Annotated in this window: 12 protein-coding genes; 2 read left to right on the forward strand and 10 right to left on the reverse strand. The window is 71.9% G+C overall.

All coding sequences use genetic code 11. The features are described from left to right. Nucleotides 1-147: 147 nt before the first annotated feature. From ftsW to AOA12_RS13065, 9 genes are all read right to left on the reverse strand, one after another. Nucleotides 148-1,377 (reverse strand): putative lipid II flippase FtsW, encoded by a 1,230-nt coding sequence (gene ftsW / locus AOA12_RS13025; protein ID WP_054683395.1) that lies wholly within the window; start codon nucleotides 1,375-1,377, stop codon nucleotides 148-150. Beyond that, nucleotides 1,337-2,881, reverse strand: a complete 1,545-nt coding sequence (gene murD / locus AOA12_RS13030) for a UDP-N-acetylmuramoyl-L-alanine--D-glutamate ligase (protein ID WP_054683398.1) — start codon at nucleotides 2,879-2,881, stop codon at nucleotides 1,337-1,339. Before murD ends, ftsW begins: the two co-directional genes overlap by 41 nt. Further along, nucleotides 2,878-3,984, reverse strand: a complete 1,107-nt coding sequence (mraY, locus tag AOA12_RS13035; RefSeq protein ID WP_054683401.1) for a phospho-N-acetylmuramoyl-pentapeptide-transferase — start codon at nucleotides 3,982-3,984, stop codon at nucleotides 2,878-2,880. Before mraY ends, murD begins: the two co-directional genes overlap by 4 nt. Next, nucleotides 3,981-5,393, reverse strand: a complete 1,413-nt coding sequence (locus AOA12_RS13040) for a UDP-N-acetylmuramoyl-tripeptide--D-alanyl-D-alanine ligase (protein ID WP_054683404.1) — start codon at nucleotides 5,391-5,393, stop codon at nucleotides 3,981-3,983. The genes mraY and AOA12_RS13040 overlap by 4 nt, the downstream gene beginning before the upstream one ends. 39 nt (nucleotides 5,394-5,432) lie before the next feature. Next, complete coding sequence (locus tag AOA12_RS13045; protein WP_054683408.1) at nucleotides 5,433-7,247, reverse strand: peptidoglycan D,D-transpeptidase FtsI family protein; 1,815 nt, start codon at nucleotides 7,245-7,247, stop codon at nucleotides 5,433-5,435. Nucleotides 7,248-7,251: 4 nt separating this feature from the next. Beyond that, nucleotides 7,252-7,977, reverse strand: coding sequence for a hypothetical protein (locus AOA12_RS13050; protein WP_054683412.1), 726 nt, complete (start codon nucleotides 7,975-7,977; stop codon nucleotides 7,252-7,254). Further along, nucleotides 7,974-8,975 carry a 16S rRNA (cytosine(1402)-N(4))-methyltransferase RsmH gene (gene rsmH, locus AOA12_RS13055; RefSeq protein ID WP_197280918.1) on the reverse strand — a complete coding sequence of 334 codons (1,002 nt, stop codon included), beginning with the start codon at nucleotides 8,973-8,975 and terminating at the stop codon, nucleotides 7,974-7,976. The genes AOA12_RS13050 and rsmH overlap by 4 nt, the downstream gene beginning before the upstream one ends. A gap of 108 nt (nucleotides 8,976-9,083) precedes the next feature. Beyond that, the gene (gene mraZ, locus AOA12_RS13060; protein WP_054683418.1) at nucleotides 9,084-9,515 is read right to left on the reverse strand and encodes a division/cell wall cluster transcriptional repressor MraZ; all 432 of its coding nucleotides are present in this window, start codon (nucleotides 9,513-9,515) and stop codon (nucleotides 9,084-9,086) included. A 221-nt stretch (nucleotides 9,516-9,736) separates the two neighbouring features. Then, nucleotides 9,737-10,108: a DUF3040 domain-containing protein gene (locus tag AOA12_RS13065; protein ID WP_054683421.1), complete on the reverse strand. Its 372-nt coding sequence runs from the start codon at nucleotides 10,106-10,108 to the stop codon at nucleotides 9,737-9,739. 83 nt (nucleotides 10,109-10,191) lie between these two features. Between AOA12_RS13065 and AOA12_RS13070 the strand changes: the two genes are divergently transcribed. Then, entirely contained in the window at nucleotides 10,192-11,298 is a 1,107-nt protein-coding gene (locus tag AOA12_RS13070; protein ID WP_054683424.1) for a polyprenyl synthetase family protein, read from the forward strand. Nucleotides 11,299-11,326: 28 nt separating this feature from the next. Here the strand turns inward: AOA12_RS13070 and AOA12_RS13075 are convergent, their stop codons facing one another. Beyond that, the gene (locus AOA12_RS13075; protein ID WP_054683429.1) at nucleotides 11,327-11,671 is read right to left on the reverse strand and encodes an Rv2175c family DNA-binding protein; all 345 of its coding nucleotides are present in this window, start codon (nucleotides 11,669-11,671) and stop codon (nucleotides 11,327-11,329) included. Nucleotides 11,672-11,752: 81 nt separating this feature from the next. Between AOA12_RS13075 and pknB the strand changes: the two genes are divergently transcribed. After that, the gene (pknB, locus tag AOA12_RS13080; protein WP_054683431.1) at nucleotides 11,753-13,678 is read left to right on the forward strand and encodes a Stk1 family PASTA domain-containing Ser/Thr kinase; all 1,926 of its coding nucleotides are present in this window, start codon (nucleotides 11,753-11,755) and stop codon (nucleotides 13,676-13,678) included. Nucleotides 13,679-14,153: the final 475 nt, after the last annotated feature.

Here is a 14,153-nt window from a genome sequence, read left to right on the forward strand (position 1 = left end):
GAGCCACGCGGGGCAGCACGACGTCGCGCGACGAGACTTACGCTAGGCCACATGAGATACACATCTCGAGCCGCGTCCGCACATTGGCGCAAACTGCCGCATCACACAGGCCGGGCACGGCGGCCGGCCCGGTCTCGACGGGGCTGCTCAGCGCGTGGCGACGGCGGGCTTGCCGGCGGCGGGCAGCGTGCGCGCGAACGCGAGCAGCACACCCGTGGCGAGCAGCACCGACAGCAGCGACGTGCCGCCCTGCGACATGAACGGCAGCGGCACGCCGAGCACGGGGAGCACGCGCAGCACGACGCCGATGTTGACGAGCGCCTGCCCCACGATCCAGATGACGATGCCGCCCGCGACGATGCGCACGAACGGGTCGTCGGTCTTGCGGATGATGTGGAACGCGCCGATCGCGAAGATCATGAACAGGGCGAGCACGACGACGCAGCCGATAAGCCCGAGCTCCTCGCCGACGATCGCGAAGATGTAGTCGTGCTCGGCGGCCGGCAGCCACGAGTACTTCTCGCGGGAGTTGCCGAGCCCCAGCCCGAAGACGCCGCCGCTCGCGAGGCCCCACACGCCGTGCAGCGCCTGATAGCAGTCGCCGACGGCGAGGTAGTAGCAGTCGGTGGAGTCGCCGCCCAGGAAGCTCATGATGCGCCGCATGCGGTCGGGCCGCAGGATCGCCAGCGCCGCCACGCCGGCGAGCACGATGAGCAACGGCAGCACGAACATGCGCAGCCGCACGCCCGAGAAGAACAGACAGCCGAGCATGATCGCCATGATCACCATGCCCGTGCCCATGTCCTGGCTGCCGACCGCGACGAGCCCGATGACGAGCAGGCCCACGGGCACGACGGGGATGAACACGTGCTTCCACGACGTGAGGAGGGCGCGCTTGCGGTAGAGCACGAACCCCATCCACAGCGCGAGCGAGAGCTTGAGGAACTCCGACGGCTGCATCTGGAACCCGCCGATCGAGATCCAGTTGCGGTTGCCGTCGTTCTCGATGCCGAGCCCCGGCACGAACACGAGCAGCTGGAAGAGGGTCGCCCCGATCAGCGCGGGCCACGCCACGCGCTTCCAGAACGTCACGGGCAGCCGGCTCGCGACCAGCATGAGCGGGATGCCGATGAGTGCGAAGATGCCCTGCTTGAGCACGACCTCGAAGGGGCTGGATCCCGCGGCCGTCGACTTCGCCATCGTCGCGGAGAGCACCATGACGAGCCCGAAGCCCGTGAGGATGAGGGCCGACGACAGCAGCAGCACGAACTCGTTCGCGATCGGCGCCTGCAGGCGGCCCAGCGAGATGCGGGCGACGAATCCCGGCCGGTCGGGCTCAGGCGCCGTCGCGGGAGGGGTGCGGTCGGTCGTCGTCATCGCGGCCTGCTCCCCTTCCGATTCGTGTCCGCACGGCATCCGCGAATCGGTTGCCCCGGTCCGAGTACGACGCGAACTGATCGAACGACGCCGCCGCGGGGGCCAGGAGAACGACGTCTCCGTCCCGGGCGATGCCGATCGCGAGCTCGACGACCTCGCTCATGACGTCTTCAGTCTGGGCGTCGTCGATCTCGAAGACCGGAACCGCCGGGGCGTGTCGCGCGAACGCGGTCGTGATCTCGCCGCGCTCGGCGCCGATCACGATCGCGGCCTTGACGCCCGCGCCGCGCGCGGCGACCAGCCCGGTGATGTCGACGCCCTTGAGCAGCCCGCCGACGACCCAGACGGCGCCCGGGAAGGCGGCGAGCGACGACGACGCCGCGTGCGGGTTCGTCGCCTTGGAGTCGTCCACCCACGTGACGCCGTCGTGCCGCGCGATCACCTGGATGCGGTGCGCGTCGAGCTCGAACGTGCGCAGCGCCGCGGCGATCGCGGACGGCGGCACGTCGAGCGAGCGCGCGAGGGCGGCCGCGGCGAGGATGTTCGCGACGACGTGCGGCGCGGCGAGCCCGCGCTCGGCGAGGTCGGCCACGGTGGTCAGCTCGAGGGCGCTCGTGCGGCGCTCCTCGAGGAACGCGCGATCGACGAGGATGCCGTCGACGACGCCCAGATCGCTGGGGCCGGGCACGCCGAGGTCGAAGCCGATCGCCCGGCATCCCTCCACGACGTCGGCGCCCTCGACCATCTCGCGGGTCGCGACGTCGGCCTTGTTGTAGACGCAGGCGACGCGCGTGCGCTCGTACACGACGGCCTTCGCCGCCCGGTAGGCCGCGAACGACCCGTGCCACTGCAGGTGGTCGTCGGCGAGGTTGAGGCACACGCTCGCCCACGGCGACACGCGGTCGAGGCCCTCCTGCAGGCCGAGGTACCAGAGCTGGTGGCTGGAGATCTCGACGACGAGCACGTCGAAGCCCGCGGGGTCGCGGATCGCGTCGAGCACGGGCACGCCGATGTTGCCGCACGGCGCGGCGCGCAGGCCGCCCGCGAGGAGCATCGTCGCGGTGAGCTGGGTCGTCGTGGTCTTTCCGTTCGTGCCCGTGATGAGCACCCACTCGGCGGGCGTGCCGTCCTGCCGCAGCACCTTGTCGCGCACGCGCCACGCCAGCTCCAGGTCGCCCCACACGGGCACGCCCGTCTCGCGCGCCCACGCGACGACCGCGTGGTGCGGCGGGAACCCGGGCGAGGCGATCACGACGTCCGGCGCGTGTGCGACGACCTCGGCGGGCACGGCGTCGAGCGAGCCGGTCCACAGCCGCACCCCGAGCACGGGCAGCAGCCGCGCGTACTGCTCGTCGGCGGCCTCGGACGCCACGAGCACGTCGGCGCCGAGCTCGGCGAGCGTGTCGGCGACGGAGAACCCCGTCACCGAGAGGCCGAGCACGACCACGCGCAGGCCCCGCCAGTCGGCGTGCCAGCTGTCCAGGGCGTCGAGCCGGGCGTTCACAGCGCCGCGTTCCAGGCCACGTAGAACAGGGCGACGCCGAGCACGGCGAGCATCCCGGCGACGATCCACATGCGCACGACGATCGTGATCTCGGGCCAGCCGCGCAGCTCGAGGTGATGGTGGAAGGGGCTCATCAGGAACAGCCTCTTGCCGCCCGTCGCCTTGAAGTAGTAGCGCTGCAGGATCACCGATCCCGGGGCGATGATGAAGACGCCCGCGATGATGACCGACAGGATCTCGGTGCGCGAGAGGATCGCGAGGGCGACGATGACGCCGCCGATCGCCATCGAGCCGACGTCGCCCATGAAGACGCGCGCCTTCGGCGCGTTCCACCACAGGAACCCGACGAGCGCGCCGACGAAGGAGGCCGCGATGATCGTCAGGTCGAGCGGATCGCGCGTGTCGTAGCACGCCGAGTAGTACGCGGCGACGAGCGCCTCCGAGGTGCACCGCTGCTGGAACTGCCAGAACGTGACGAGGCTGTACGCGGAGATCGTGAAGATGCCGGCGCCCGTCGCGAGGCCGTCGAGGCCGTCGGTGAGGTTGGTCGAGTTCGACCAGGCCACCGACAGGAAGGTGACCCACAGCAGGTAGAGCGCCCAGCCCGCGACGGCGCCGAGCGCCAGGAACGAGAGCATCGGGATGTCGCGGAAGAACGAGATGTAGGGCGACGCGGGCGTCTCCCCCACCTTGTTCGGGAAGTTGAGGGCGACGATGCCGAACGGCACGGCGACGAGCACCTGCCCGACGATCTTGCGCCACCCCGACAGCCCGAGGCTGTTCTGCCGGCGCACCTTCATGTAGTCGTCGATGAAGCCGATCGCGCCGAGGCCCACCATCATCCAGATGACGAGCAGCCCCGACAGCGTCGGCCGGTCGCCCGCGGCGAACGTGCCGACGAGATAGCCGACGATGGATCCCGCGATGAAGACGACGCCGCCCATCGTGGGCGTTCCGCGCTTGGCCTCGTGCGCCGGGCCGTCGGTCTCGGGCGTGCGGATGACCTGGCCCCAGCCGAGCCGCTGGAAGGCCCGGATGAAGAGCGGGGTGAGAAAGAGCGTGAACGCGAGCGAGATCGTCGCGGCAGCCAGCAGGGATCTCACGAGAACGATTCTCCCAGACGATCGCCCAGGTGCCGCAGACCCGCCGCGTTCGACGACTTCACGAGCACGCGATCGCCGTCGCGCAGCTCACCCGTCAGGTAGTCGTAGGCCTCGTCGGCGGTCGCGAAGAACACGGCCTCGCCGTCCCAGGAGCCCTCGCCAATCGCGGACAGGAACAGGCGGCGCGCCTCGGGGCCGACCACGACGATCCGCTCGATGCGCAGGCGCACCGCGAGCAGTCCGATGCGATCGTGCTCCTCGCCCGCCTGGTCGCCCAGCTCGCTCATCGCGCCGAGCACCGCGACCTTGCGCTGGCCGGGCTCGGTGATCTGCGCGAGGGTGCGCAGGGCGGCGGCCATCGAGTCGGGGCTCGCGTTGTACGCGTCGTTGATGATGCGCACGCGCTCGCCGCCCAGGGGCTGCATGCGCCAGCGCTCGGCGAGCTCGACGGTCTCCAGCCGCGCGATCGACGCGGCGAGCGGCACGCCGAGCTCGCGCGCCGCGGTCATCGCCGCGAGCGCGTTCATGACGTGGTGCTCGCCGAGCACCCGCAGGCGCAGCGGGATCCGCTCGTCGCCCGCGACGATCGTGCACGTCGTGCCGTCGGCGGTCACGTCGACGTCCTCCGCGCGCACCTCGGCGCCGGCGCCGCGTCCGAACCACCGCACGGTCACGCCGCGCGCCTCGGCGACCGCCGCCATCGACGCGACGCGCGGGTCGTCGACGTTCAGCACCGCCACGCCGCCGGGGCGGATGGCCTCGACGAGCTCGGTCTTCGCCTTGACGGTCGCCTCGATGCCGCCGAATCCGCCCGCGTGCGCGAGGCCGACCATGAGCACGACGCCGACGTCGGGGGTCTCCAGCGCCGCGAGCCGCGCGATCTCGCCGGGCGCCGAGGCGCCGAGCTCGCTGACCAGGTAGCGCGTGGCATCCGTGAGCCGCAGCATCGTGAGCGGCGCGCCGACCTCGTTGTTGAACGACGCGTGCGGCCACACCGTCTCGCCCTCGTCGGAGAGGATGCGGGCCAGGAGGTTCTTGGTCGTGGTCTTGCCGTTCGAGCCCGTGATGCCGACGACCGAGAGCGCGCCGTGCGCGCGCACCCGCGCGACCACCTCCCGGGCCAGGTCGGCGAGCGCGTCGACCGCGTCGCGGACGACGATCTGGCTGACGTCGGCGTCCACCGGGCGCTCGACGATCGCGAGCGCGGCGCCGGCCGCGACGGCCGCGCCGACGAACTCGTGACCGTCGGTGACCTCGCCCGGCTTGGCGACGAAGACGTCGCCGGGTCCGATGTTGCGCGAGTCGGTGTCGACCGTCCCCGAGACGATCGTGTCGGGGGCGTCCTCCCCCGCGGTGCGGAGGGTGCCGGCGAGCGTCTGGGCGATCTCGGCCAGTGTCATGCGGATCATCGTGGGGTTTCCTCGCGCGGGCGCGCCGTCGTGGTGTGTCTACTTGGTCTGCGGCAGGAGCGGCACCGGGGAGTTCGAAGGCATGATCCGGTAGTGCGTGAGCACCTGCGTCAGCGCCTTCTTGAACATCGACCGGTTCGCTCCCGAGCCGGTCTCGGTCATCGGCTCGTCGAAGACGGTTACCACAACGTACTGCGGATCGTCGGCCGGTGCGTAACCGACGAGGCTCGTGAAGTAGATGCCCTGCTTGTATCCGCCGTTGCCGTCGGTGACCTCGGCCGTTCCGGTCTTGCTCGCCACGCGGTAGCCGGGGATCGCGATGTCGTCGGCCAGCCAGGCCTCCGAGTACACGTTCTCCAGCATGTCGCTGACCTGCTGCGCCGTCGTGGCCTTGATGACCTGCTCGGGCTCGGGCAGGTCGGGCTCCTCGACCGTCCCGTCGGGCCGCACGCACGACTCGACGAGCGAGAGCGGCATCTTCTTGCCGTCGTTGGCGATGATCTGATAGGTGCTCGCGACCTGCGGCACCGTGACCGTGAACGCCTGGCCGAACGTCGTCGTGTAGTAGGTCTGCGCGTCCCAGTCGGCGGCGTCGAGGCCGAAGCCGACCTGGGGGGCGCCGGCCCAGTCCAGGCCGTCGGGGCTGCCCACGCCGAAGCGCTCGAGGTACTCCTGGCGCACCTCGGGCGGGACGAGCTCGCCGAACTGCGCCATCGCGACGTTCGACGAGATCACGAGGGCGCCGTTGAGCGTCAGGTTCATGTCGGGATGCGGGTCGGAGTCCTTGATGCGCGCGCCGTTGTCGAAGTACATGACGTCGGGAGTGTAGACGGTGGAGGTGGGCGTGAGCCCGGCCTGCTCGATGACGGTCGCGGCGGTGATCGCCTTGTAGGTCGACCCCGGCTCGAACGAGTAGCGGAGCAGCCGCGACGCCCGGTTGTCGGGCTCGGTCGCGTCGACGTCGTTGGGGTCGACCGAGCCGCTCTCGGCGAGCGCCCGGATCTTGCCCGTCGCGACCTCGACGACCATGATGCCGCCCCACTTGGCGCGCATCCGCGCGGTCTCCTCCTCGGCGAGCTGCTGCAGGTACCACTGCAGGTCGGCGTCGATCGTGAGCTGCAGGGCGCCGCCGTCCTCCGCGGGGGTCTCGACCTCGGTGCCGGGGATGATGACGCCGTCGGCGCCGCGCTGATAGCTCAGGTCGCCGTCCGCGCCCGCGAGGCACGCGTTCTGCTGCTCCTCCAGCCCCTCCAGCGGCTGGCCGTCGCTGCCGACGAAGCCGAGCAGGTTGCCCGCCACGGCGCCCGCGGGGTAGGTGCGCGAGGGATGCGGCGGGAAGACGAGGAACGGCAGCTCGAGCGCGGCGAGCGCCCGATAGGTGCTCGTCGGCACGTACCGCGCGACCATGCCGTAGCGCGAGCTCGGGTCGGCGGCGAGCGCGTCGTCGACGACGGCGCGCACCTCGTCGGCGCTCTGTCCCGTGATCGCGGCGATCTGCGCCGCGAGCTCGGGCCACGGCACCATGACGTCGTTGCCGTCGGCGTCCTCCACGACGTGGCCCTCGGCATCGAGCTTCTGGATGCCCTTCGCGGCGAGCAGCGGGTCGATCTGCACGTCGTAGAGCATCGTGCTCGTCGCGAGCACGCGTCCCGTCGCGTCGAGGATGTCGCCGCGCGTGCCGTGCAGCTCGATCGCGCGGCCCGTGGCCATCTCGCGCGCGTCGGTCATGTGCTCGCGCGCGTTGACGACCTGGATGTCGATGAGGCGCACGACGAACGCGCCCAGCACGATCAGCACGATCGCGAGGGCGACGACGGTGCGCCGGCGCGGAGTGCGGGTGGCTCGTGTCGTCATGGCTTCAGTGCGTGTCGGGGGTCGGCAGGCCCTCGGAGGCGGTCGGCGTGGAGGGGATGCCGCCCTCGATCACGACGGCGTCGATCGTGAGCGGCGTCGCTCCCCCGGTCTGCGCGTCGGGCGTCGCGGGGTCGGCGGACGCCGGCGGAGCGGTGTGCGCCGCGGGCGGGGCGGTCGCGCGATCGATCACGGCGGAGAGGTCGATCGCGAACGGGTGTCCTGCCGCGGCCGGCGCGACCACGTCGCCGGCGGCCACGGTGCCGGCCGATGTCGCGCCGACGGACGTGGCGGCGAGCAGCGCGTTGGGGATGGTCGCGCCGGAGAGCGCGTTGATGCTCGAGGTGGCGGCGGCGGGGGCCGCCGGGCCGGTCACGGCGGCGTCGCTCAGGCGCAGGTAGGTCGGCGCGTCGCCGACCACCATGCCCATCCCCGCCGCGCTCGCCGCGAGGTACTGGGGCGACGAGAGCCCGGAGACCTGCTCCTGCAGCATCTGGGTCTGCCACGACAGCTCGGACTGCTGGCGGGTGAGCTCCGCGATCGTGTAGGAGCCCTGCGTGGTGAGGATCGAGATGCCCATCTGGGTGGCCGCGATGGCGGCGACCCCGGCGACCGCGACGATGCCGTACACGATGCGCGGCCGGCGTGCCGCCGCGGCCCGTTCGAGAAGGCGCAGCGGTCGCTCGACTGTGGGGCGGAGCGGCTCCCGGGCCACCCGCAACGGCATGCTCATGCCGCCTCCTTCACTCGTTCGATGGCGCGCAGGCGCACGGGGGTCGCGCGCGGGTTGCGCGCACGCTCGCTCTCGGAGGCGAGCTCGGCGCCCTTGACCAGCAGCCGGAAGCGGGGCTGGTGCTCGGGCAGCTCGACGGGGAGCCCGGGGGGCGCCGTCGAGGCGGTGGCGGCCGCGAACAGCCGCTTGACGAGGCGGTCCTCCAGCGACTGGTAGGACATGACGACGAGGCGGCCGCCGACGGGCAGCAGGTCGAGGGCGTCGGGCAGTGCGCGCTCGAGGGCGCCCAGCTCGTCGTTCACCTCGATGCGCAGCGCCTGGAACACGCGCTTCGCGGGGTGGCCCGAGCGGTCGCGCAGCACGGCGGCGGGTGTCGCAGCGACGAGCACGTCGACGAGCTGCGCCGACCTCTCGATCGGCGCGGCGGCGCGCGCCTGCACGATCGCCCGCGCGTACCGGCCGGCGAGCCTCTCGTCGCCGTAGCGCTCGAAGATGCGGCGCAGGTCGCCCTCGGCGTAGCTCGCGACGACGTCGGCCGCCGTCATGCCCGCGCCCTGATCCATCCGCATGTCGAGCGGCGCGTCCTGCGCGTAGGCGAACCCGCGGCCGGCCTCGTCCAGCTGCAGCGACGACACGCCCAGGTCGAAGAGGATGCCGTCGGCCGACGGCGCACCGGCGGCGCTCACGGCATCCTTGATGCCGTCGTAGACGGCGCCCGCGGCCCCCACGGCATCCTTGATGCCGTCATAGATGGTGTGCACGAGCGTCACGCGGTCGCCGAAGCGGCTCAGGCGCTCGCCCGCGATGCGCAGCGCGTCGGTGTCGCGGTCGAGCCCGATCAGGCGGGCGCCGGGGAAGCGCTCGAGCAGCGCCTCGGAGTGCCCGCCCATGCCCTCCGTCGCGTCGACGACGACGGCGCCGGGACGCTCGAGCGCGGGGGCCAGCAGCTCGAGGCAGCGCTCGAGCAGCACGGGGGTGTGGATGTCGCGCAGGCTCATGGTGTCGGGGCCGCGACCCCGGGCCCTGATCCCCATCCGCTCCGACCTGGCGCCGGGGAAGTGCGTCAGGGCGTGCGGCTGGGAGTCACAGCCAGGGGTCGTCCGTGCTCAGAAGAGGCCCGGGATCACCTCCTGCTCCATGTCTGCGTAGCTGTCCTCGTTGCTGGAGGCATAGGCGTTCCACGCCTCGGCGTCCCAGATCTCTGCGTGCGCCCCGACGCCCGTGACCACGAGCTCGCGGTCGAGGCTCGCGTAGGTGCGCAGGTGGACGGGGATGGTGATGCGGCTCTGGCTGTCGGGCTTCTCGTCGCTGGCGCCGGCGAGGAACATGCGCTGGAAGTCGCGCGCCTGCTTGTTGGTCAGGGGCGCCTCGCGGATGCGCTCGTAGACGCGCTCGAACTCCTTGGTGCTGAACACGTACAGGCAGCGCTCCTGACCGCGGGTGATGACGACGCCGTCGCCCAGGTCGGTGCGGAACTTCGCGGGAAGGATGACGCGGCCCTTGTCATCGAGCTTCGGAGTGTAGGTACCCAGCAGCATCGCCGCATCACCCCCTTCTCCCGTCCCGGCCCGTTCGGTGACCCCACTTTACTCCACTACCCTCCACTTCACTATCGATTTCTGGGATGAACCCTCCCCTTCGCCTCCATTCCCGCTCCCGGGCGCGGGTGTCGGCGTGTCGTGGCCCGTGCGCGGGCACAAAAAAACACCGGCCCGAGGGCCGGTGTTCGTGGAGGGATGCCGTCGAGACGGCGGCGGCATCAGCCGCCCTGCTGGCGACGATCCCAGCGGTCGTTCATGCGGTCCATGAACGACGAGCCGTCGGCGCGCCCCGCGGAGCCGCCGTGTCGCCGCGGCGACGAGAGCTGCGCACCGCCACGGGCGGGCGTGAGGGCGAGCACGACGCCGCCGACCATCACGAGGAAGGCGGCGACGCCCACGATCGTGAGGCCCTGCGAGACGCCGACGATGAGCGCGGCGACGCCGGCGAGCACGAGAACGGCACCGAGCACGAGGTTGCGGTAGCTCAGTCCCTGCCCTTCACGAGGGGCGCTCACGACGTCAGCGTCGTTGCTCATGAGATGACGTTCCATCTCGTCGAGCAGACGCTGCTCCTGCTCTGACAGTGGCATGCGATCCCCTTCGAAATGCGAGTCCTGACGGACGGTATAGATGAGTCGATTCTAGCCGCGCCGCTGACAACTAGGCTAGGCCCGTGGCACCTCCCGTTGAACCGATCGACGCCGTTTCCCAGCGATTGGAGAGGTTCACCCGCGAACAGGCCGACGACGCCGCCGACCTCGGCGCGGAGGCCGCCGCGTTCGTCGAGGCCGGCGCCCGCACGCTCGACGGCGGCAAGCGCCTGCGCGCCCGGTTCTGCCTCACCGGCTGGGCCGCCGTGGCGGGCGCGGGCGACGCCGACGCGCCGCGCGTGCCCGGCGACGACGTGATCTGCGCGGCCGCGGCGCTGGAGGTCTTCCAGGCCGCGGCGCTCGTGCACGACGACATCATCGACAACTCCGACACGCGCCGCGGACGCCCGTCGTCGCACCGGCACTTCGAGGCCGGGCACCGGGCCCAGGGCTGGCGGGGGCACGCGGAGCGCTTCGGCCGCTCGGCCGGCATCCTGCTGGGCGACCTGCTCGTCGCGTGGAGCGACGACCTGCTGGAGACGGGGCTCGAGGCCTCGCCGCACCACGTCGCGGCCCGTCGCGTCTACGCCCGGATGCGGCGCGAGGTCACCATCGGCCAGTTCCTCGACGTCGCCGAGGAGGCGGCGCACCGCAGCGCGCCCGACGACCGCCACGCCGAGCGCGCGCTGCGCGTCGCATCGCTCAAGTCGGCCCGCTACTCCGTCGAGCGGCCCCTGCTGCTCGGCGCCGCGCTGGCCGGGGCGCGTGACGAGCAGTCGCGGGCGCTGTCGGGCTTCGGGCACCCCATCGGCATGGCCTTCCAGCTGCGCGACGACGTGCTCGGCGTCTTCGGCGACCCGGCCGTGACCGGCAAGCCCGCGGGCGACGACCTGCGCGAGGGCAAGCGCACGCTGCTGATCGCCTACGCCCGCGAGGCGCTGCCGGAGACCGGCCGCGCCGAGATCGACGCCGCCCTCGGCGACGCGCGGCTCGACGACGCGCGGATCGCGGCGCTGCAGGCCGCGATCGTCGGGTCCGGTGCCCTCGACCGCGTCGAGCGGCTCATCGGCGACTACGTCGGCGAGGCCGATCACGCGCTCGCCGACGCCGAGTCACGCGGTCTCCTCGCCGCAGCCCCCGTCGCGGCCTTGCGCGCCCTCGCGCACGCCGCCGTCACGCGCTCGGCGTAGCCGCGCCGGGCGCCTCGCGGCGCCGTCGTCAGGCGAGCGTGCGGGCGACGCGACGCACCTCGCTCTTGCGTCCCGCGCGCAGCGCCTCGATGGGCGCGACGCCGATCGAGTCCTCCGGCGAGAGCAGCCAGTCGATCGCCTCGTCGTCGGTGAACCCGGCATCCTGCAGCACGATGATCGTGCCGCGCAGCGACGGCAGCGGGCCGTCGTCGACGAGGAAGACGTCGGGCACCGCGAACGGGCCGCCGCGGCGTGAGCCGATCAGATAGTGCTCGTCGATGAGCCGCCGTACGCGGCCCAGCGGCTCGCCGAGGCGCTCGACCAGGTCGGGAAGAGTGAGCCATTGCGTCGAGGTGGAGTTTTCACCGGTCACTCCTCCACTATCGCACGCCCGAGCACGGCTCAAGGGTGAGCCGCTGCCCGGCTCTCAGCGGGGGCTCCGTAGACTTCTCGCGTGAGCACGAGCCAACAGACCGATCCCATGATCGGTCGCCTGATCGACAACAGGTATCGCGTTCGTGCCCGCATCGCGCGCGGCGGCATGGCAACGGTGTACGTCGCGACCGATCTGCGCCTGGAGCGGCGCGTGGCGATCAAGGTCATGCACGGCCACCTCGCCGACGACACCGTCTTCCAGAGCCGGTTCATCCAGGAGGCGCGCGCCGCCGCCCGCCTCGCCGACCCGCACGTCGTCAACGTCTTCGACCAGGGCCAGGACGGCGACATGGCGTACCTCGTCATGGAGTACCTGCCCGGCATCACGCTGCGCGAGCTGCTGCGCGAGCAGAAGCGCCTGTCGGTCCCGCAGACGATCACGATCATGGATGCCGTGCTCTCCGGCCTCGCGTCGGCGCACCGCGCCGGCATCGTGCACCGCGATGTCAAGCCCGAGAACGTGCTGCTCGCTGAGGACGGCCGCATCAAGATCGGCGACTTCGGCCTCGCCCGCGCGACGAGCGCGAACACCGCCACGGGACAGATGCTGCTCGGCACCATCGCCTACCTCGCGCCCGAGCTCGTCACGCGCGGCACCGCCGACGCGCGCAGCGACATCTACGCGCTCGGCATCATGCTCTACGAGATGCTCGCGGGCGAGCAGCCCTACAAGGGCGAGCAGCCCATGCAGATCGCCTACCAGCACGCGACCGACTCGGTGCCGCGGCCGAGCGCGAAGAACCCCGGCGTGCCCGAGCAGCTCGACGAGCTCGTGCTGTGGGCCACGGAGCGCGAGCCCGACCAGCGCCCCGAGAACGCCCGCGTCATGCTCGACCGGCTGCGGGAGATCGAGGCACAGCTCGGCGTGCACCCCCAGGTCGTGCGCACGACGCCGATCGGCGGCGGCATCGTGGGCGACGACCTCGGCGACTCGGGCGAGCTCACCAAGGTCATGCCCGGCACCTTCACGGCGCCCGTCGTGACGACCGAGACCGATCACGCGACGCGGCTGCGGGGGCGCATGCGGCGTCGCGCCGTGAAGGGCGGATGGCTGTTCACCCTCGTGCTGCTGCTCGCGCTGCTCGCGGGCGGCGCGGGCTGGTGGTACGGATCCGGCCCCGGGTCGCTCGTGGCGATCCCCGACGTCACGGGCCTCACGGCCGAGCAGGCGGCGGCGGAGCTCGCAGAGCGCGGGCTCGTCGCGGTGCCGGGCGAGGAGAACAGCCTCGACGTGCCGCCGGGCACCGTCATCCGCACCGACCCCGACATCGGCGTGCGCCTCGACAAGAACGCGACCGTGACCGTCATCGCCTCGATCGGGCCGGCCACCCGGCAGATCCCCGAGCTGTGGGGCACGCAGCGCGACCGGGTCGTGTCCCTGCTGGAGGAGATCCACATCACGATCCCCGGCGAGGACAGCGTGTACTTCTCCAACACCGAGCGCGGATCGGTGATCGGCGCCTGGATCGTGCCGGCCGAGGGCGACTCCTACAACTGCACCAACGGCTGCAGCGCGCTGGAGGGCTCGACGGCCGAGCTGGAGACCTCCCTCGGCCCCCTCCCGTCCGTGGAGGGCTCGACCGCCGAGGAGGCGGCCGACGCCCTCGGGCAGGTCGGCGTGTCGACCGAGGTCGCCGAGGAGTACAGCGACGACGTCGAGAAGGGCCGCGTCATCCGCGTCGCCGACCGCGCCGACGGGGGGCTCTTCCGGCCCGGCGACACCGTGACGGTCGTCGTGTCGCTCGGACCGGAGCTGTTCGCCGTGCCCGACGTGCTCGGCGAGAGCGTCGCCGACGCGATCCAGATCCTGCGCGACGCCGGCTTCGAGCCGGGCACGGCCGTGCCCGAGATCGTCTGGAGCCTGTTCAGCGTGTCGAGCACCAACCCCGCCCCCGGCGAGCTGGTGCCGCTCGGCACCTCGATCCTCATCCGCGCCATCGGCTGACACACCCCGCCTACCCCCCCCCGCTGGTTGAGTAGCCGCCGCAGGCGGCGTATCGAAACCCATGTAACGATCCGTGGCAAGGGTCTCGATACACTCGCGGCTCCGCCGCGAGCACTCGACCAGCGGGACCAGACGCACCCGCCTACACCCCCGCTGGTTGAGTAGCCGCCGGAGGCGGCGTATCGAAACCCGTGTAACGGACCGTGGGAGGGGTCTCGATACACCGTCGGCTCCGCCGACGGCACTCGACCAGCGGGTATGGACGCACCCGCAACCCACACCCACACCCGCGCTCCACTCACCCCCGGCTGGTTGAGTAGGCGCCGCAGGCGGCGTATCGAAACCCGTGTAACGGTCCGCGGGAAGGGTCTCGATACACCGTCGGCTCCGCCGACGGCACTCGACCAGCGGGACCAGACGCACCCGCCTACACCCCCGCTGGTTGAGTAGCCGCCGAAGGCGGCGTATCGAAACC

It is taken from the genome of Microbacterium sp. No. 7, assembly GCF_001314225.1.
In the GTDB taxonomy this organism is placed as follows: domain Bacteria; phylum Actinomycetota; class Actinomycetes; order Actinomycetales; family Microbacteriaceae; genus Microbacterium.